The sequence below is a fragment of the Acinetobacter sp. TY2 genome (genome assembly GCF_046269225.1).
In the GTDB taxonomy this organism is placed as follows: domain Bacteria; phylum Pseudomonadota; class Gammaproteobacteria; order Pseudomonadales; family Moraxellaceae; genus Acinetobacter.
In genome coordinates this window covers 16,874-36,830 of sequence record NZ_JBJZOR010000029.1, presented here as the reverse complement: position 1 = coordinate 36,830, position 19,957 = coordinate 16,874, and the positions used below count along the sequence as shown (strand labels likewise).

16 protein-coding genes and 1 pseudogene are annotated in these 19,957 nt (G+C 37.6%); 1 reads left to right on the top strand and 16 read right to left on the bottom strand.

All coding sequences use genetic code 11. From position 1 onward, the window contains the following. Nucleotides 1–186: 186 nt before the first annotated feature. The 5 genes and pseudogenes from ACK1JC_RS14895 to ACK1JC_RS14875 all read right to left on the bottom strand — a co-directional run. Nucleotides 187–291 (bottom strand): annotated as a pseudogene (locus ACK1JC_RS14895) (TetR/AcrR family transcriptional regulator); the annotation flags it as partial. A gap of 106 nt (nt 292–397) precedes the next feature. Beyond that, nucleotides 398–997, bottom strand: coding sequence for a YidB family protein (locus ACK1JC_RS14890; protein WP_409512657.1), 600 nt, complete (start codon nt 995–997; stop codon nt 398–400). Nucleotides 998–1,203: 206 nt separating this feature from the next. Next, entirely contained in the window at nt 1,204–1,695 is a 492-nt protein-coding gene (locus ACK1JC_RS14885) for a hypothetical protein (RefSeq protein WP_409512658.1), read from the bottom strand. Nucleotides 1,696–1,849: 154 nt separating this feature from the next. Beyond that, on the bottom strand, nt 1,850–3,244 hold the full coding sequence (fumC, locus tag ACK1JC_RS14880) for a class II fumarate hydratase (protein WP_409512656.1): 1,395 nt from the start codon (nt 3,242–3,244) through the stop codon (nt 1,850–1,852). A gap of 118 nt (nt 3,245–3,362) precedes the next feature. Next, on the bottom strand, nt 3,363–4,373 hold the full coding sequence (locus ACK1JC_RS14875; RefSeq protein ID WP_409512655.1) for an SDR family NAD(P)-dependent oxidoreductase: 1,011 nt from the start codon (nt 4,371–4,373) through the stop codon (nt 3,363–3,365). Between the two features lie 336 nt (nt 4,374–4,709). On the opposite strand from ACK1JC_RS14875, the gene ACK1JC_RS14870 reads away from it, so the two are divergent. Then, nucleotides 4,710–5,489, top strand: coding sequence for a hypothetical protein (locus tag ACK1JC_RS14870; protein WP_409512654.1), 780 nt, complete (start codon nt 4,710–4,712; stop codon nt 5,487–5,489). Between the two features lie 12 nt (nt 5,490–5,501). On the opposite strand, the gene ACK1JC_RS14865 is transcribed toward ACK1JC_RS14870, so the two are convergent. From ACK1JC_RS14865 to ACK1JC_RS14815, 11 genes are all read right to left on the bottom strand, one after another. Continuing rightward, nucleotides 5,502–6,089: a lysozyme gene (locus ACK1JC_RS14865; RefSeq protein WP_409512653.1), complete on the bottom strand. Its 588-nt coding sequence runs from the start codon at nt 6,087–6,089 to the stop codon at nt 5,502–5,504. Continuing rightward, nucleotides 6,086–6,457, bottom strand: coding sequence for a hypothetical protein (locus ACK1JC_RS14860; protein ID WP_409512652.1), 372 nt, complete (start codon nt 6,455–6,457; stop codon nt 6,086–6,088). The genes ACK1JC_RS14865 and ACK1JC_RS14860 overlap by 4 nt, the downstream gene beginning before the upstream one ends. Nucleotides 6,458–6,560: 103 nt before the next feature. Continuing rightward, on the bottom strand, nt 6,561–9,119 hold the full coding sequence (locus tag ACK1JC_RS14855) for a tail fiber domain-containing protein (protein WP_409512651.1): 2,559 nt from the start codon (nt 9,117–9,119) through the stop codon (nt 6,561–6,563). Between the two features lie 10 nt (nt 9,120–9,129). Next, on the bottom strand, nt 9,130–10,782 hold the full coding sequence (gene terL / locus ACK1JC_RS14850) for a phage terminase large subunit (RefSeq protein WP_409512650.1): 1,653 nt from the start codon (nt 10,780–10,782) through the stop codon (nt 9,130–9,132). Between the two features lie 2 nt (nt 10,783–10,784). Continuing rightward, nucleotides 10,785–11,126, bottom strand: a complete 342-nt coding sequence (locus ACK1JC_RS14845; protein ID WP_409512649.1) for a hypothetical protein — start codon at nt 11,124–11,126, stop codon at nt 10,785–10,787. Nucleotides 11,127–11,187: 61 nt separating this feature from the next. Beyond that, nucleotides 11,188–11,646, bottom strand: coding sequence for a hypothetical protein (locus tag ACK1JC_RS14840; protein ID WP_409512648.1), 459 nt, complete (start codon nt 11,644–11,646; stop codon nt 11,188–11,190). After that, complete coding sequence (locus tag ACK1JC_RS14835; protein ID WP_409512647.1) at nt 11,643–14,168, bottom strand: hypothetical protein; 2,526 nt, start codon at nt 14,166–14,168, stop codon at nt 11,643–11,645. The genes ACK1JC_RS14840 and ACK1JC_RS14835 overlap by 4 nt, the downstream gene beginning before the upstream one ends. 66 nt (nt 14,169–14,234) lie before the next feature. Beyond that, nucleotides 14,235–14,516, bottom strand: a complete 282-nt coding sequence (locus ACK1JC_RS14830) for a hypothetical protein (RefSeq protein WP_409512646.1) — start codon at nt 14,514–14,516, stop codon at nt 14,235–14,237. A 91-nt stretch (nt 14,517–14,607) separates the two neighbouring features. After that, a complete protein-coding gene (locus tag ACK1JC_RS14825) occupies nt 14,608–17,529 on the bottom strand; it encodes a lytic transglycosylase domain-containing protein (RefSeq protein WP_409512645.1) in 2,922 nt (973 codons plus the stop codon). After that, nucleotides 17,529–19,556: a methyl-coenzyme M reductase gene (locus tag ACK1JC_RS14820; RefSeq protein WP_409512644.1), complete on the bottom strand. Its 2,028-nt coding sequence runs from the start codon at nt 19,554–19,556 to the stop codon at nt 17,529–17,531. Before ACK1JC_RS14820 ends, ACK1JC_RS14825 begins: the two co-directional genes overlap by 1 nt. After that, nucleotides 19,556–19,957, bottom strand: a complete 402-nt coding sequence (locus tag ACK1JC_RS14815; RefSeq protein WP_409512643.1) for a hypothetical protein — start codon at nt 19,955–19,957, stop codon at nt 19,556–19,558. Before ACK1JC_RS14815 ends, ACK1JC_RS14820 begins: the two co-directional genes overlap by 1 nt.

The following is a 19,957-nucleotide window of genomic DNA, read 5'->3' as shown; positions in this document are numbered from 1 at the left end:
TCAAGTCCTTGTTTATCAAGAAGTTTTAATCTTCATCACCGCCGATGGATGTGCATTCTACAGTATTTTTTATACCACACAACCCTTTTTTGAATTTTAATTTTTTAGGTGCTCGCTTTATAAACCAAAACAATCATAAATACATGTTTTTTATAAATAATTATTTTAAGATTAAAAGCTAATTTTTTAATCAAATGCTAAGTATGACAAAATCATTTGATTTAATTCTTTTTTAAGTTGTTGTTCTGAAATAAGAAAACTATTATTGCTAACATAGCGTATTATGATAAAAAAACGATCTAATATTCATTAATATGTGAATATAGACATCGTAGCAATAAAAAAGGCTTTAAATTCTTTAGGTTTAAAGCCTTATATTTTATATCATTTTTCTATTTTATTTTAGAAACCCTGAGACCATATTCATTACATTCTGAATATCTGAATTTGCTTCACCATGATCTGTTGCATCACCTTGTGGCGTCAATGAATCAATAATTTGTGGTAGAACAGTCGAAATAGCACCATACACTTCAGTCGTTGGCACTTGTGCTTGTTGTGCAACTTGCTCTATTTCTTGACCATTAAACAAACTCTGAATTTGTTGTAAATCCACATTGCCATTTCCTTGTGATGGATCAACCCAACTTTGAACTTGATTTCCAAGACCTGCGCCTTGTAATTTCGCCAATGCACCTTGCAATCCCCCATTACTTTGAATCCACCCCAAAATAAGTGGCACAACAGCAATTAAAAGTGATGACGCATTAAAACCATTTGCTTGCGGTGCTTGATTTTGTTGTCCCCCACCCAAACCACCAAGAACTGAACCTAAAATTCCGCCTAATCCGCCTTGTTGTGATTGTTGTTGTCCGCCCCCCAAGCCACTAAGGACTGAACCTAAAATCCCGCCTAAACCATCTTGCTGTGATTGTTGTTGTCCGCCACCGAGTGCTTGTTTTGCAAGAATTTCTACAATATTGGTTAAATCTGTCATTTATTTTTCCTTTTTTAAGTTTTATGACTGCAACAAATCATACTTGGCTTTTGATTTAAACACTCAATTCAAATTGTTACTTTTTGCAAGACTGAGTTTAAAGTTTTATCAACTTTAAATTCCCCAGTTGTTTCACCAAAAATTGATCATAAAAAAAGGGCAATATTTTGCCCTTTTCATTTTTCACCGTAATTTATTTTACTAATTTAGAATTTAGCATTTAAGACATGAGCTGAAAGTTGACCTTTCCATAAATCACGTAGAATGGGTAAATAAAACTTTTCGCCTAATTCAACCAATTCAGCATCAATGAGTGCGTGAATTTCATGCATCAATAAATAATCCAACTCAACTGTACTGAGTTTCTTTTGTTCTTTGGCATATAACTTACGTTTTGCCTGAGCTTGCTTGACTAACTGATCAGCAAATTTTTTATTTTTATACTGACTTAAGGCTTGTAAGCGCAATTCAATCACACCCCATCCACTTAATAGCTTTTTAAAAGTTTCAAAATCTTGTGTAGTCGACTCCCACGTCATTTGCTCAAGATCTTCACTTTCAGGTAAAACAGGTAATAATAACTCCATTACACTTGGAAATATTTTTTTAAAATTCAAAATAAATTTAACAGGATGATCACCAGGATAGTCCTTGAATTGCACCTTGTTCTGTACATCTGTTAAAAAAACTTCAAGCATAATCTTCATCATTCAAAATAACCAAGGCATATTGTACGCAGAAAATGCCTTGGTGTTATATATTTCAACTCATTTATTCTGAAATTCAACTCATTTTCTAGGTACATTGAGCCGAACAATGGACAATGCACCTATTAAAAATACTCATCAGCTTTTATTTTGCATTTGGAAAAACCATTTTTTCAGGCTGTACTACTTCATCAAATTGCTCCGCAGTTACTAGTCCAAATTCAACAGCAACTTCTTTTAACGTTTTTCCTTGTTTATATGCTGTTTTAGCCACTTTTGCCGCATTTTCATAACCAATCACGGGGTTTAGTGCGGTTACAAGCATCAGAGAATTATGTAAGAAATGATCAATTTTTTCACGATTTGGCTCAATTCCGATAGCACAATGCTCGTTAAAACTATTACAGGCATCACCTAAAAGCTGAATTGACTGCGTTAAGTTATAAGCAATTACAGGCATAAATACATTTAATTCAAAATTACCTGAAGCACCTGCAAAATTGATTGTTGTATCATTCCCCATCACTTGAGCAACGACCATCGTCATCGCTTCACACTGCGTTGGATTGACTTTACCTGGCATAATGCTCGAACCTGGCTCATTTTCTGGAATATGCAATTCACCCAAACCACAACGTGGACCACTTGCCAGCCAACGGATGTCATTGGCAATTTTATTTAAACTTGCTGCTAGTGTTTTTAATGCACCCGATGCAAATACTGCAGCATCTCGTCCTGCGAGGGCTTCAAATTTATTGGGTGCTGTGACAAAAGGTAAACCTGTTAATGTTGCCAATTGATCTGCTGCTTTTTCTGCATAATCAGGATGCGCATTTAAGCCTGTTCCTACAGCCGTTCCACCTAGAGGCAATTCATAAAGTCCTGTCAAAGCTTGTTGTAAGCGTTTGATACCATGATCAAGTTGTGACACATAACCACTAAATTCCTGACCTAAGGTTAATGGTGTCGCATCTTGCAAATGTGTACGCCCAATTTTGACAATATCTTTAAACTCTTCTGACTTCTGATTTAAAGTGTTACGTAATTGTTGCACAGCAGGAATCAAAAGCTCATTAATTTGCAAACTTGCTGCCACATGAATGGCTGTTGGAAAAGAATCATTTGTCGATTGTGCACGATTGACATGATCATTGGGATGCACAGGTTTTTGTGCGCCAAGCGGATTGCCTAGTTTTTGATTGGCAATATTGGCAATGACTTCATTACAGTTCATATTACTTTGCGTACCTGAACCCGTCTGCCAGACCACAAGTGGAAATTGACTATCCCATTGCCCTGCAATCACCTCATCGGCAGCATCTACAATATAGCCAGCTAACTCTTGTGGAATCTGCTGAAGCTCAGCATTGGTCATTGCGGCTGCTTTTTTCACTAAGCCCATTGCGCGAATCATTGCACGAGGTAAGTGTTCAATACCGATTTTAAAGTTTTCAATACTACGTTGAGTTTGCGCACCCCATAAGGCTTCTGAAGGAACTGCAACTTCGCCCATTGTGTCATGTTCAATTCTTGTTTGCATAGCAACCTCAACTTTATAAAATGATCAATTTCGTTTTATTCTGATTCAAAAACATGTTGAATATCAGGATCATTCTCAGTTTAACCAAATCATCAAATAATGTAAATGATAATCATTATTAATTTTTAACACTTAATGTATTCTGATAAAACCGCCATTGATCTTCAATCATTTGCTTTAAACTTTTCTGGGTAGTCCAACCCAATAATGTTTCCGCTTTATCACTTTGAGAGCCTATTTGTGCCAATTCATTGAAACAATATTCTGAATCTATCACTGGAATGGCTTGCTCAGTAATTTCAGCCAAAAGCTTCAGTACATGACGAATGGAACTGACTTCACCTACAATATTGATCGCTTCACAACAATGCTGTTCTTGTGTAGATAGCCAATACAAACTCGCATGAATCGATCTACATACATCAATCACATGCACAAAACTACGCTCAAAACTTCCATCTTCCGTTTCAGTACTTTTACGTAGTTCAATCAGTTCTCGTTGTCCTGAAGCCACCTGCATTGCTAAAGGAATAATATTTTTGGGTAATGGCGCAATATATTCACCCAAACCCCCATGTTCAAATGCGCCTGCAACATTCCCCAAACGCAAAATTGCAATACGCCATTCACTATCCGTTTGAAAGGTATCTCTGATGATTTCTTCAATCATTTGCTGTGATTTCACATAAGGATTCTGATAATGAAAATTGAGTTCCAATTCTTCATTCAGAGTTAAGCTTGACTGCCCATACACAGCAAGGCTCGATAAATGAATCAATTTACGCACACCAGACCGTTGCATCGAGCGCAATAAACTCATGATACAACTGACATTATCATTATAATATTCAAGAGGTTTTTGCAAAGACTCTTCGATTGATTTAAACCCTGCAGCATGAATCACCGCATCAATCGGATATTGTTCAAAAACCTTGTTTAATGCAGGGGTATTACGTACATCAATTTTCACAAAAGGAATATACATATTGGCAATATATTCAAGGCGTTCTAAAACTTGCAAATTTGAGTTTGCAAGATTATCGACCAAAATTACCTCATGCCCCTGTGCCAACAATGTCAGTGCAACATGTGAACCAATAAAGCCTAAACCACCTGTCACTAAAATCATTGTTTAGATACTCTCTATAAAAATCAATACTTTATCTTACAATGGTGAAGTTTTGGTGTTAATGCAAACTTATCCACATATTGAGGGAGCAAAAAACCAACTAAAAATTACTCTTGAGTTGGCGAACTTGCAAGATCATTAATAATTTATATTACAGGTCTAGGCTACCCAGTCTGTTACAATTATTGATAACTAATGTAAATAAAATAGCGCTATTTCAAAAATCGCAAATGAAGAATGAGTCGTGAGAAATTGACGAGAGATTATTTTAGTTTGGAAGATTTATTAAAGATAAATTGATAACATATAGTCAAGTTAAACAAAACAGATTTCCTTATGAATCATGATATTAAAAAAACATTAATTAATACTTTTGGCACAATATCATACTTAGTTGTTATTTTTTATATCATTACATTTATTTTATATGCTCAAACTGGTGTAAAGGATTTATTTAAAGAATCTTGGACTGCTAGCCTTTCATTTTTATCAGTTCTTTCTACACTTGGTGCTGCTTATATTGGTAGTAGTTTATATACTGATTGGAAAAAGCAAACCAAATATTCTGAGCAATTGAAAAACATCTCTAGCATTATTATAAAATTCCATAAAATCCCAACTATTATAAAAGGTATTCGCTCAGACCAAGGCAATGCTATAGTTTTAAATGACCGATATAAGTATATAACCGGACTAAATAATAAAATTGATGAAACTTTAGAATTTAATATCCCTGATTTTAATATAATTACAAATTTAATTGAGGAGCTTCAGGAAGCTTTGATTCTTATAAAAGTTTATTCTTTTTCAACCAATGATAATGAACTTACCGAAACCATTAATCAATTTAAGCACTCTTTAAGCGTATGGATGGATATTTTCCATAAGATTAAAAATGATTTCGAGACCCCCAAAATCTCCAATCTAAATATACAGCAACCAATTGATTATATTTATATATTTTGTGATGCCAACAGTGAATTTTATTATTTAAATATTACGGACCTTGGTCTTAAATACTCAATTTACAACCATAATGAGATTGATATTTTTCATGACCAAATGGCTGTACTTATAGCAGTCGGAGAATTTTTAGAACGTTTAGAAAAGCTATAAGATTCAAAGCCCTCACTTGAGGGCTTTCTCAAACAACTTTCGTTCTAGAGCACGACGATTCACAAGCCCCTGCATCACCTTGCCCCCAGCTTTATTCCAAACATCAAACTGAGCAGCTGCACCACGAATATCTCCAGCATTCAGTTTTTTAACCAACGTAGATTCTTTAAAAGCTCCTGTACCAATGTTGTAGGCAAGCGATACCAATGCATCAAACTGATTTTGATTAATCGGCACAATTACAGCACTATTTACAGCCGATTCAAATTTCTTTAAATCATGTGCCATATACGCTTTGGCTTGTGCTTCGGTGCAAGCATCCCCTTTTTTAACCTTGATGCCATTCGGATAAATCGTGGTACCAAATCCGATGGTCCACACACCAACACCGTCATCGTATGCTTTGAGTTTTAAGCCTTCAAAACCACAGATCAAATTAATGCCTGTAGCACTCACTTGCATTGCGTTATCAATCGCAATTCCAAGCATATCAGCAACAGTATCTGAAGCAATTGCAATCAGCTGATCTGTAGCATCAACTTGCTTCTGAGTGAGTGAACCACCGCTAATTTTTCGTAAATAATCAAATATTGCTTTCATTTAAATATCGCTCCAAAGGCTTCTTTAATTTCGGAAATAATTTCCATAAAGGATTTACCTTTCAGTAGGCGAACCGACTGGTAAGCAATACCAATACACAGCATTCCAAAGATGGCAAAAATTAACATCACAAAGCCCTGTGACATATGTGAGTAATGGCTTAAGTCGTAATACTCAATAAATGCAGAACCACCATAAAGGCTAATGGCCACACTAAAAGTAAATTTCATAATCACGCCCATTGTGATTTTAATGCGCCCCTGAGTATCAATATCTCCCGATAAAGTAAGGGCAAATATAGCCCCAATTACTGCAGCCATAATTTTAAATAGCCATGGTAAGCCCTTAATTGAAATTGGATCGTTCAATGTGTTCCCCTCTAATTTTGACAATAAAAAACCCTGATCTAATTAAAGATCAGGGTTAGTTTTAGTTTGTTGAGTTATAAAGTGTTCTAAATAATCTATAGGGCTACATTGAAGACAAAATAAACATTGTTAATTCTTCATAGCGAACTGCATATCTGTCTCCTGCCTCTATACCTTTTATAGTTTTTATTACAGCTTCAGTAAGGATATTTCCTTCTTCATCGTAAGTTTCAGGCTCAATTGTGATTGTCTGGTCTTCTGTCGCTTCCCATGAATCATGACAAATAAAGCCGTATTCTTTCCAGTCTAAGCCATGATTAGTCATGATTTGAACAATTTGTTGAGCTTTAACACCTACATGCCACCTAGCATCTGTTCCTTTCAGCTCAATTGCATCTTTAAACTTATAAATACAAATACTCGCTTTGATTTCTAAGGCAGCAGCTTTCTCTGCTTCAACCAATGATCGGAATTGCTCTTTATATCGTTCATCTGAAGTTTGAATTACTGAATTGGTTGCGTAAATATCACCCCAACGATACGTTGCCGTTCCTAATTTAATTGCGCCATCGGAACTGCCACGCACAGCAGGAGAACCACCAAAAACGGTATCTTTTTCTGCTGAATTCCACAGCATACCGCTATTTGCATTATTGCTTAATAAGAATCCACCATTAGCGCCATTGTTACTCATTAATATGAGTTCACCAAGAGGCGATACAATTTTAGGTGAGTACAGTTCTTGTTTTGCTCTGACTGTTCCCGCACTCAAAATATTATTAAGAAGCTCAACATGCTGAGTGATATTGATTGTTGAATCTGCCCAAATTTGAGGAACACCGGAATTATCTATACGCATGAAAATTTGTTTATTTAATGGTTTACTCGTAATAGATAAAATTGGATCAAAATCCACTGTATCGGAAGTAATTTGGACACGACCAATCATTTCATTATTAATCCGTGCGCCTGCCCCCATGATACTTGGCTTAGCTGAGTTAATCGGACTGATACCAAACATACCCAAATCATAAGAGTAGTTTTCATATAAACGATTGCATGCTTCAGCGACTAATCCAAAAAAGGCAATACCCTGATTATCTAATAGATGGTTTGGGTACTTTTTCGGTATATAGATTACAGAACCATTTTTTGTAGTGTTCCCAATAAACTCAGCACTACCACCGTATACCTTTAATGTTTCACAGCATTCGAGCCTAAACATAAAGTCACCACCGACTTGTCTAGGATTGAAGATGTTATATCGAGTATTTTGGTTATCTAATGCAAGATCATTTCCTGTGAATTGGAAGCCATAATCTGTATGCATGAAGACTGGGCTAATAATTTCATTATAATAAGCACCTGAATTCAATCCATTTTTAGTTAATGTGGGTTGAGCTTTAAACGCTACAGAGAGATATTCAGCCGTATAGTTTTCAAGTTTACAGAAGCATGTTCCACCTTTAATTTCAGGCGTTAATGATCCAAATAAAATACCAATATTATTTGAGGCGCTACCATTACTCTGAATATGTGGATTTTTTAAATAAACGTGATTTCTATTTACAACAATACAAACAATATTACTAACTATTGGAATAATTTTTGAGCCTGTAAAATCTACAGTCATTTTATTTTGTTCGGTAACATAAACTTCTGTACCTGTCATAATTACAGGTGATTTGAAGTAGTAAATCGCTCCCTCACGGCCTACTGAAATTGAACCATTTACTTGTGTTTGTAGATAGTTAATTGCTTTTTGAATACCTATAGCATCATCAACTGCACGATCATTTCCAACAACACCAAAATCTTCGAATGTGAGTTTAGTGTATTGTCGTTTCCAACGACCTGTTTCTACATTTATGACTTTGAAGATCGTACCACCATTATCAAGTTCTTTACTGGTTGCATCCCAATAGAATGTCCCACCACCAGTAGTACTATCTAAATGATATGAGCTAACTTCGACTATATTTTTATTTTTATTACCTTTATATGTCCTCAAATCATCAATAGTATCTAATGTTTTTACTGTAATTCGATTGATTTGTCTTTGTGATAATCCAGTTTCAGTCATCACAACATTGTCTGTAACACCATCAAAAAAAGAAGGCGAAGTATTATTCATTCTTAGCATAAGATCCGTATATTCTCGTGCAGCAGATGCAACTTCCTGGTCACCTTGAATGCGTTTACTAATTTCATCTTGTTGTATTGCTGTGATTGTAAAAATACTAAGCGTATGATTATCTATCTGCCCTTTTAGTTCAGCATTTTGAAGTGAGCGATCGTAGATTTCTTTAGCTAGTTCATTAATAAGTGTTGCATCGGTATAGCCTTGTTCCTGCAAAATTTTGATAATTTTATCTAAATCCGCATTGATTGTTTCAGGTCGAAATGAATTATCATAACTTTGAAATTCAGTCATTCTTTCTACAGGTGTATTCCGTTGCAACTTAATGTTAACACCGACCTCTGGTGCAATATTAAAAGTAACAGCAGAATTATTGAAGTTCCAACTGCCATAACCAGCCTCTAAGCCGTCAATCGTAACCATCAAATGTTCTTGAACATCACAATCAAAACCAATAATGAATGTGGTTGTAATACCATTTCCTGTATATTCGTTATACGGCTCTTGTTGCTGTACTGCCATGATAATCACCCTATTGTTCAAAATCTAAAGTGGCTTCATGTACACCACTGTCTGGTCTCCAATTAGGCGATTCATTTGCTTCAAGATTGTTGTGTATTTTACCCACTCGTTCGGGGGCTTCCGTTATTGCTCTTGCAAGTGAATCAAGATGGTCATCCTCTTGTTCTGTTAGTGCAGGGTTAAATAGTTGCATCTGTTTATATTGCTTTGAAGTGTTTTCACCATCGGGTGTATCAATTACAGAAACATGCACCCATAACATACCTGAAATTAAAGGACCCTCAATCCCCTCAAGAATTCGTTTATTTTTATTTTGGCTTGAGTGTTGCTCTTTCACACCACATCGAATTTTACGTTTCTTCAATGCACCTTTGAGTGATGCAGGTGCAAAGCCACCAATACCGTTAGTTTCAATTGTTATACGAGGAATTTTATATTCTTCAACCAAGTCGCAAAGTTGCCATACCTGACCACCATTAATATTACCCTGCCCATCATGCTCAACTACTCCTCCTGTAAGCTCAATTGATCGATGCCAATACTTATTACCAATATCGTCATGTAGGACTAATTCAACAGCAGAAGTATCTGATTTAGTTTTTCCTCCCGATGGATCCCAACTACAGGTCATACCAACAATAAGACGCTCACCAAGCGTCATATAATATTCACCATTTGCACGTTTAAGCATAGGTTCAACATCATACGGCACAAGCTTTTCAGGATTTAAACGAACATCGCCAACAGGCTTTGCATGTAACTGATACTGAGAGTCCCATTCGTTCAATGTTCGGCATTTGCGTCTACGCTTCTGCATTTCTTTTGCAGTAAAACGTTCGGGCCATAAAGCTTCACTATAGACATCGATGAGATGGTGCGATTCATCAAATGTGATTTTAAAACCACTACCGCTTTTATGGACTTGGAAATCTTTCCCTGCAGTCAGTAATTTAGAGTTACGACCAATACCACTAAAAATATATACCGGTTTAAAATCAACAAAACATTCAATGATTGTTTCAAAGCGCTTCTCCTTTTCAAACATACGGAAAATTAAGCACTTTGCATCGGGATTCTGCATGATTTCGGAGTACAAAGAATCATGTGTATGCGGTGTGCCAACGTAAAGCTCCTGTCCTCCTGGTATTAAAATAAATGTCTGTTCACCCAAGCGATAACGTAGTTTTACACGTGCTTCAGGTGTACCAATATTCCCTGGTACTTCGACATCATCATTTTGAATTTCATGTGCACGTGAACCAGTTACGTTGGACATAATGCCACGTGCATGAATTGACCCATGACGCACATCATCTGATCCTGTGACCCACCATTTCTGTGTCTCACCACGGACTTTTTTAATATTAAATAATTGACAAAGTGGATGACGTTCTAATACTTGTTCTGTACCTCGGCTGACTTTATAAGCATCAGGATCTGTTGCCCCTTGATGCAGAATTAAATGGTTTGGATTGTTATATAGCTTCCATGCATTATAAATATCAAGAATGGTCGATTTGCCGTGTCCACGTGGCATCATCAATAAGCCAAGCGAGCCATAATCTTCTAAGAAATCACAGACATCTAAATGGAAATCGGGAATATCCCAATTCAGCGTTTCAGCATAAACGAGATAGAACGCGGCAAAACCGACCTGAATCATAATTAACTCGGACGTTGGTTTTTACGTGCTTCGAGTTTTTCAGATACAGCTTTAAGTAATTCAGCTGCTTGAGATTCAGGCGAAACTTTACGATCGTTTGGATCACCTACAGATAGCTCATCGTCATTCAGAATACGCTTAAGCTTCTCCATGCATGTCAGCGCTTCTTTTGCACCTTTATACAACCAGACCTTATCGCCACGACCATCCTTATCAAAAATGTCTTTGCCATAAGCCTCAGTCATAAGGTCAACTGTGTCTGTGCCTGCCATTTCCAAGCAAAGGATTAGCTTTTCCTTAGTTTCAGGCTTTAAGTGACCCACTTTCTTTTTTTCATCTGACATATAAAAACCCTCGCATAATAAGAAGTTATACGAGGGTTTAAGTTATGGTTTGTTGGGTGAGTTATTGTGACCCAATAATAATTTTAACTGGTCTAAAATTAGATAGTTTTAATTGTTTTGATTGGACAATATCTATTGATTGTAGTGAGTTTTTATATTTAACCTCTACTTTATTAAATACAACAGAATGACCTATAGCCTTACAAACTTTTTTACTATCTAATGAAACATCAAAATATGGCTGTACCATGTCATAAATTTCAGACTCAGGTACTGTTACCATTAACCAATCAACAACTTTTCCCTGCCCATCTTTCAATACCGCATGAAAATCTATTTCCCTAACATCAACTAATGCGTTAGTAGTTGTAGTTACACGGAATATGATGGAACATTCACCTTGATTAGTATCACCTGAATTAATATTACGTATAAAGTAACTATCTTCACTCCTATCTCTTTCTGCAAAAGTGCTAGATATAAATAAACTTGCAATTAAAAACACTAATATTTTTTTCATTTAATCATACTCTCAAAATTTGGAGCCTGAATATCGCCCCAATCATCCCCTAGCCACTGTGTACGACCATATTGTTTTTCAGCTTTTCGCATCACTCGATCACGATAACCTGGTGCAATCGTATCCTGTAATTCATCAAACAATAAACGATTTGCTACGGCTTTTGAATACCACAAGTTTTGTGCCGGTATTTTTCCTTTCACAAATTTAAAGGCTTCATTCCCTGCATTGGTTTCTACACCATTTGCAAGTTGTGTAGCATTACCAACAGTCAAGTTTAAAAGAGATTTAACATCTGAGCCAAATGGACCAGCTAAAATACCGTCTACGCCTCGTCCTGTTGGATCCATACCAGCAACAACAATATCCCCCATAATAGCTAAACCACCACCTTGAGCAACTGAGCGCTTCATAAAATCAACTGTTTTTTGTGGATCGTCACTATCCCACATAGTTGCAGGATCATTACCATTGGCAATTTCTTTAAGTTGCACGACAAGGCCACCTAATAAACTTGTAAGGGCAACCAATGAACCTAAATACATTGCCTTGCTTGCAACGGTTGGACGGCTAAAACCACGGCTACCATGTTTCATCATTAACGCTGCAGGAAAAGATTTAAATTGAAGCATTGAGCGTAAGATTTCACCCATAGCCGAACCTTTTTTTAAACTACCTGTCATCCATGTTTTTTCGCGCAATCCAGCTTCAATGACCGCCATGCCTTGCTCATCTAAAATATGTGCTTGGAAGCGTGTAGCGGCTTCATCGCGAACTTTGCTTGGATCACCAAATTTAGTCAGTAAATTATCAGGTATTTCATAGATCGAACGAGCCGACATAAGTTGATTACCTCGTCCATCATTTACAGGCTCAGCAAGCTTCATAATCTCCCAAGTACGCTCGTTTAACCCTGTTCCCTCTAATAACTCACGGTCAATAGGTGCTAGGTCATTCCATGTTTTATCACGCGTCATTCGCCCATACTTATCCATAAGCATTTTTGAAAAACCACGTTTACTTGCTGCAGTAAGCGCATTTAATCCTGATGCCCGAAGAACTTGGGTAGCAAGAGAGCTTGAACCCTTTGCAGCCATTTCAGCTTTTCCATGCACAGAAGTCAGTCCATCGTCTGCCCATCGAGCTATTGTTCCAACTGTTTCTTCAGTGGCCAAACCTAAACTATGCGCTAAATCACGGTGAGCCTTATTCTTCGGATTTAATTGGCTAATGATTTCACCGAATGCTTTACGGTATGAAATACCATGAATCTGAGCGGTCTTTAAAATCATGGCTTGGTCAGTCAATGATGAAAGTGTTGTACCACCAAGCATTGAAGCTACATTCATTGATCGATATGCTAAGCCAATATTTGCCAAGACTTCATTTTCAGGCATGTTTGCACCCATAAACTCATCAAACATGACTTGAGAGCGATTCAATGTTGATGTTGTATCATTAATTTTTACACCGTTTTTCCAATCTTTTTGACGCGCAGCATCCATTAAAATTTTCATCGCACCTTTAGGATTACTTCCCAAGTTTTCAACCAAAGCAATATCTTTAGATAGCCCATTAATATGCGCTTCCACCAAGTCTACAAACTGCATTCCTCCAAATTTTTCTTGGTACTCCATCCAAGAATCAGCATCTTTAAAATGTAAGACACGGCTTTCATTATGTTTACTTGTAACTTTGGAATTTCCACCAAAAGTCTGACGACCTATTTCTAATTTGTTTGCGCCATTACTGGTGATCGAATCAAACGAGTATTGCAACAAATCTTTCAATTCATCATCTGAATATAAACGCCCATCTTCATGCACAAAATTATTACGATCTTGTTTAGGGAAAACAAAATTCACCCAATAATCACGTCCAGCAACCACCATTTTTTCTGCACTATGCGTTTGTGGTAATGCCCAATTCAACAACCTTCCAATATCACCACCTGAGCGATTGAAACGCTCTCGCATTCCCTCAAATACTTCGCCCATTTTGTCTGAAATGCTTTTAGCTGTTGGATTGCCTGAGTCTTTACCAAAACGTTCCTGAACAATGTCACGCACTAGAACCTTATCTGTCCAAACACCCAAACCGCCTTTGATCTTTGTATAGAAATCTAGTAATTCACCACGGTAGACAGATGCAATCGCTCTTGACTGTGAGTTGATTGATTGAATGCCTGACATGTCACCATGCATGGCAATCATACGGTCAACCACCTGAGAAGAAGGCAATGTCGGATGATCTTGTAAAGCAAGATTTTTTGATTGAATTAAAATATCTTGTGCAGCTATTTTATTTTTGCGCTTAACTTCGGACATGATGTCTATAGCAACTTGTTTCCCTGCTTCCACAAGGCGATCATTAGGACTTAAATTGCGCCATTTCTGAATGTCTTGCTTAGCAAGGTTTTTCATTGCCTGATTTATTTTTGCTTCAATGTCCGTTGCTTCTTTAGCGGTCAGTGTGGTTTTACCTAAAGCTTTTGCTACAGCTTGCTTACATTGATCTTTCATAAAAAATGCTCAAATAATTTTTATTATCTGAGCATTGATTGTGATGGGGTTTGTTGGGTGATGAAATTATTTTTTAAACACTGGATTGAAATAGTTCCTAAAACTCTTTGCAGCTTGATCTTGGTCAGATTTATTGCAAATAAAAAATTCCCTAAAATAATATTGATTATTAAAAACTAAATAGACTTTTGCTTTTCTATATCTGAATATTGCCAATTTAGCTGGAACTTTCTCATATCCAGCTAAATTATCTTTATCGGCTACAGGTAAAGCATCAAAGCTATTGTTCCAAATGCTTATCAACTCTCCATCTTGGGGACCGCCCACAATCTCTGTATATAAAATCATATGCACCTCTGCAATACCTAATAATAGTTGCGGAAAGCATTCAGGTAAAATGCCTTTCGGTGATCAGCCTATCTGCCTAGTAATTATACTATTATCCAAATTGCAAAGCACAACTAATTGCGGTTTGAGTTGCCAATACATCCTGTTCAGCGATTTTCGCTTCTGTTTCCAATTCATCCAGTCGATCACGTAAAGTCATTGTGATTTCTTCAAATTCACCATCAGGACGTTGTCTGCTAACCGTAATGGATTGATCAGGATTATTCATAATGACATCTAAAGCGGCCTTTTCTTCTGCAGTTTCTCCAAACAATTGCCCTTGTCTTGGATCGCCACGGCTTTCAATCTCATTTACTTTTGATTGAATGTTGTCACCAATCGCTTTTGCACTTCTGCTGTTGGTATCAAATACATTCAGAAAGTCACGCGCACCTGCAGATAAACCATCATCAAATAAGGAACCTTGATTTAAATAGTCTTTAACGTTTAGTCCATTAGCTTTTAGATCACTGTATTTTTGAGCAGCTTGAACAACATCACTCGCAATTGTGTTTTCATGTCTCCCACCTTGTTTCACTAATGTATTGAGTTGTGAAAGTTGTGGGGCTGATTTCAGTAAAGCATTCAAAACCGTTTTACTATCATCATCTAAGTTTTCAGAGAGACGTTTAACAAGATTAGAATCACCATAGGCATGTTGAACAATCGCTGACTCAATACGCCGTTTACCCTCTTGCGATAACTTCCCATCAGGCGTGATAGCAGCTGCTCGTTCTGACTGTGGAAGCCGATCGACAAAGCCACGAACATAATCCATGCTTTGATCAATATTCAATGTGCCGTCATTATTGATTTTAAGCAGTCCAGCATCAGGTAAACGATCAACATCTACTAATGCTCGCTCAGTGGTACTGAATTGTGCCACGTCCGCTTCATTTGCAAGCTTTGTAAATTCGACACGGTCAGTATCGGTTAAGCGTGTACGCACCAATACAGGATTATTAATGCCATCTACATCTAAACCACGACTAATTGCAAAATCATTCACAAATTGACGATAGGCATCTGCCTTGCCTGTTTGATACGCTTTACCAATTGCCAGTGTTCGACCATTGCCCGATTCAACAACATGATCCATGCCGATAATCGGTGCACCATCAGACAGTTTATGTGATTCACCTAACCATTCTGGCTTAAGAGCATCTGCCATATTTTCAATCTGCTCACGTGATGCTTCACGTGTTCTATCACGTGGCTGTAATTCAGATGGATAACGAGGATTTACACCGTATGCTTGGTCATTTGATGCAATCAGATCATCAAGCGATTTTACTTCATAAGCAAATTCATAACTTGAACCATTCATGCCATAGGCAGTTTGACTTTCACCACCGTACTTCGCACTTAAAGTATTCCATTTCTTTTCCCACTTATTAATGGCTTGCCCCACTGTTAAGCCTTTCATGCCGTTATTATTTACAATAGCAGTAGCATTTTCAGCATCGTATTTACGAACAATATCAATCAGCTTTACATTGGGATTGGCTTTCAGTACCGCAACTGCCCCACCTGGTCCCAATAAATGTCCTAGGTACTGTTCGTGTGCTACAGGTGCTCGTCCAATTTTACTGGTAATGTAGTTGTTAGCATTTTTAATATGCTTCAAACCTTGCTTAATTTGTTCATTCACATCATTACGATTACCACCACCTTGACCTCTCCATGTTTTATCTACAATCTGAAAAAGACCATGCGCTGTAGATGCTCTTGTTCCATCTTCTCGTATCGGTGGACGTGCCGTAGAATCAAATTTTCCACCTGTTTCAAGATGACTAATCGTTAAAGCAACAGATGGATCTATATTGTCTTGTCGTGCCTTACGTGCAATTAACTTGGCATTCTCAGGAATAGCCATAGTTTCATAATTTTTAACTTTGGGCTTTGGATCACCTGTAACAGTACGAGGCACATTTACAGGTTGGCCACTTTCGATTTGTGATCGAGCAGTATCTAAATTAATTAAATGATTATTCTGTTGAATTGGGTCTGTAGTACGCACAGGCATTGAAATGTTTTCATAATCCAACTCGTTAGCAACCAATGTATGCTCAGTTAAATCTTGGCGAGCCGCTATCGTATCGGCATCAAGTGGTGCTGTAGTGGGTGCATCGGATGTACCTACATGCTGTGTAGGTGGTGCAGTCTCAACTGCAGTATTTTGGCGATACTGATAACCACGTGCACCGCCAAATAAAACAGCATTTAGAATAACGTTTGTGGCTAAACCTTCTTTTGTTATTTCGTAGTACTTCGCTTGTTCCGCATAATCATGGCTATCAAGTATGTTGCCACTCAGATATTGCCCTGCGGTCATTAAAGCCGTTGATCCACCGATTGATAATGCCGCATCACCAATCAAACCACCTGTACCTTTAAAACCGTATTTAATAGGCAATATTGTTGCAGCACCTGCGACAACACCATCGGTCACAGCTACTTTGGTTGCTGTTTCACTATCAACACCCTTATGCGTTAAATTTTGATAAACGAAATTTGTTTCAGATAAACCTGTAACACCTGCAGCACCAGGTAAACCACCAACCGCACTACCCACAACAGCACGTGTAATGTAATCACTCAGCGAAAATCCAATACTACCAATCATCCCTGTATTTTCTTGATCTTTGAGATAATCAACCGAATCAACCAAAAGACTTGTACGTTCAAGCTGTCTCTTCTGCTTAAACTCGCTATATGGCTCAATAAATTCATTGGTGCTTAAATCTTTAAACGTATGTTCTAGGCGATCAGTTACGGCATCAATGGGTTTAAATACCGTATCAAGTACTTTTGCTGTACCTGCTGTTATACCTTTGGGGATCGATGCAACTGCACCTGAAAACAGACCTGGTTGTTTTTTTTGTTCTATTGGTGCATTTGCAATACCTTGCCGATTTACTTCATCGACTTGGCGTTGTTCTTCACCTGAATATTCTGAGAGCCAATTTGACATTATTTAGTTCTCCCTGGCATTTGCACACGCCATATTGTTTTGCCAACAATTAAAGGGTTACCGCGTTCATTCACTAGGTCATACTGAATCTCACCCTTTGCAGATCGATTGTCTGAACGACTTAAGCGGAAATTTTCTAACTCAGCTATTGGAATATTTGTCTGTGAAGATATATGTCGTAAGCCTGCACTCACAGTACTTTCAAAAGCTTCATCTTGCATGCCGTAAGGTTTAGACACTTTCCATGTTTTCTGATTACCATATTTAATATCTTGGCTATACACACCTCCTGTCGTCAAACTTAAAGCCGTTTTTGCTAATGATTTATTAAGTTCATCCTTATCTTTGTGCTGATATCCATCACGTTCAGACAAATGAGCATAAATTGCTTTAAATGCTGCGAAATTCAAATCTGAGGTCACACCAATAACTGATTTTCCAACATAATTATTGAATTCAGATCTCAATAAATCATCTTTAGGCATAATCAATTGCTTATTCTTTAAAGCCTGTGTACCACTAATAATTGCAGTCGCAACATCTTCACCTGTATTTGATCTAAAGCCATTGGCGCGTGCTGCCCCTGCCATAATGTAGGCTGTATCACTACCACCAAGCTGTCCAAGCGTAGCACCCCAAATCTTGGCACCATTGGGAACATGACTTGCTTGGCTTATCAAATGACCAATAAAGTCCAATTTGCCATTAACCCCCATCTCATCAAATGCTTTTTTAGCATCAGGTAAGTCTTCATTGGAAATAGGCTTAAGCGAAACATTGTTATCTTTCAATGCAAATTGATTGATACCATTTTCAATTGCCTTGGTAGCAAATGAGGCAGCATTACTTTTAAGTTCCATTCCTGTCAGTTGGTTTGGTTTTAAGCCTGCCTCCTGTACTGCTTGGTTTGGATTATCCTTAATCGTTTTAAGCTTTTCGTTATACATACCCTCATACACAGCTAAAATTTTCTCACCAGTGACAGGATCAGAAGATGAGCTATTCTTCATTGAAGCTTTTTGCTGATTAATCAGTGACAACATTTCAGAGCTACTTTTACGGCTGAAATTTTGAAAGTTTTGGGACTGATTTTTGTAAAATTGAAATTCAGCTTCATGCTCTGTGCCTTTTACAGCCTGCTCAATATTCGCCGTATAATCACTATCAAGAGCCATACCCGTTAAAACTTGGCTTTTATAGTCATTAAAAACTTTGCCTGATACTTGCAGACGCTTATTTTCTTTTACTTCAGCTTGCTTATCTAATGCACCAATCCGACTTAAAATTTCCTTTTCCTTGTTTTGAATCGTTGGGCCATCAACATAAGTAAAGCTACCGCCCCGGACCTCACCAAGTAGAGTTTTTAAATCATCCGTATTTTCAGCTTCAACTGCAGAAGTTACACGCTGATCGATGGTCATAAGATCACGAGTCGTATCATATTTTGCGAGTCGTTCGGCTTTATCAGCGACACTTAAATTCAGACTTTCTAAGTTTTTAACAAGGTACGCACGACCTGCTACACGATCCTGACGCGTTGAAATATCAAAAGCTTGATCAGCAATAAGCGTACCCTTTTGAGCATCGGCACGAAGCTGAAGGGGTAAAAAACTCGAACTCTGACGATTTATATTGTCATCCCAATAGCCTTTTAATTTTTCACGTGCATGCATAGGCATGTCATTTTCAAGCTCTTTATAGCGTGTGTCTGACCATGCCTTTAAATTTTCATTGGCTTTTGTGGCATTAATAGTGCCGTTGGCCAACTCATTTTTTACCAATGTGACTTGCTCATTCATTTGAGTAGTCATCACATCATCAAGTTTTACTTTGGCTTCTTGTTCGGCTATTTGATCATGGTAGAGCCCTATCATTTTTGACTGTGCCTCTTGCTCACGCAATTTATCATCACGTGCCTGTACAGCCCCACCAATCACATTACCTAAACTAGATAGTCCAGTCATGGGTGTATGTTGCTGTAAAGTTGGTTTAGCTGTATCTCGACCTTGTGAACGTGGTATTTGCATTATTTCCACCCCATCGCTTGTACACCAGCCTCTGCAAAACTACTGGCTGATTTCATGCCGTAGTTATTACGTTGCATCTTGCCTTGCTGTTTGATCTGCTTGGCTTGCCAATTTGCATCACTCAAATTCATCGTTGAGTTATAAGAAGCGTCACCAATGATTTCATCTTGAATCATTGCAGCAGAACCCACATCCACATCTAATCCATTTTCAGCAGCTGCTGCACGTGCTGAGGATGCATCTTTTTTACCTTGTTCAATAATCTTCTTAGAATTTAATTGAGCAACTGAACGAACAGTTTTAGCATTGCCTTTAGCCACTGCATCAGACTGAACTGCATTGGCCATGTTTTCCACACCACTAAAAATAGATCCGATCATTCCACCTTTGCCTCCACACAT

What these genes read in the sequence shown, in the direction of transcription:
- ACK1JC_RS14825 (WP_409512645.1), bottom strand. Translation starts at nt 17,529, where the DNA reads ATGTCAAATTGGCTCTCAGAATATTCAGGTGAAGAACAACGCCAAGTC.
- fumC (WP_409512656.1), bottom strand. Translation starts at nt 3,244, where the DNA reads ATGCAAACAAGAATTGAACATGACACAATGGGCGAAGTTGCAGTTCCT.
- ACK1JC_RS14855 (WP_409512651.1), bottom strand. Translation starts at nt 9,119, where the DNA reads ATGGCAGTACAGCAACAAGAGCCGTATAACGAATATACAGGAAATGGT.
- ACK1JC_RS14840 (WP_409512648.1), bottom strand. Translation starts at nt 11,646, where the DNA reads ATGAAAAAAATATTAGTGTTTTTAATTGCAAGTTTATTTATATCTAGC.
- ACK1JC_RS14890 (WP_409512657.1), bottom strand. Translation starts at nt 997, where the DNA reads ATGACAGATTTAACCAATATTGTAGAAATTCTTGCAAAACAAGCACTC.
- ACK1JC_RS14875 (WP_409512655.1), bottom strand. Translation starts at nt 4,373, where the DNA reads ATGATTTTAGTGACAGGTGGTTTAGGCTTTATTGGTTCACATGTTGCA.
- ACK1JC_RS14845 (WP_409512649.1), bottom strand. Translation starts at nt 11,126, where the DNA reads ATGTCAGATGAAAAAAAGAAAGTGGGTCACTTAAAGCCTGAAACTAAG.
- ACK1JC_RS14865 (WP_409512653.1), bottom strand. Translation starts at nt 6,089, where the DNA reads ATGAAAGCAATATTTGATTATTTACGAAAAATTAGCGGTGGTTCACTC.
- ACK1JC_RS14830 (WP_409512646.1), bottom strand. Translation starts at nt 14,516, where the DNA reads ATGATTTTATATACAGAGATTGTGGGCGGTCCCCAAGATGGAGAGTTG.
- ACK1JC_RS14815 (WP_409512643.1), bottom strand. Translation starts at nt 19,957, where the DNA reads ATGTGTGGAGGCAAAGGTGGAATGATCGGATCTATTTTTAGTGGTGTG.
- terL (WP_409512650.1), bottom strand. Translation starts at nt 10,782, where the DNA reads ATGATTCAGGTCGGTTTTGCCGCGTTCTATCTCGTTTATGCTGAAACG.
- ACK1JC_RS14820 (WP_409512644.1), bottom strand. Translation starts at nt 19,556, where the DNA reads ATGCAAATACCACGTTCACAAGGTCGAGATACAGCTAAACCAACTTTA.
- ACK1JC_RS14835 (WP_409512647.1), bottom strand. Translation starts at nt 14,168, where the DNA reads ATGAAAGATCAATGTAAGCAAGCTGTAGCAAAAGCTTTAGGTAAAACC.
- ACK1JC_RS14885 (WP_409512658.1), bottom strand. Translation starts at nt 1,695, where the DNA reads ATGCTTGAAGTTTTTTTAACAGATGTACAGAACAAGGTGCAATTCAAG.
- ACK1JC_RS14870 (WP_409512654.1), top strand. Translation starts at nt 4,710, where the DNA reads ATGAATCATGATATTAAAAAAACATTAATTAATACTTTTGGCACAATA.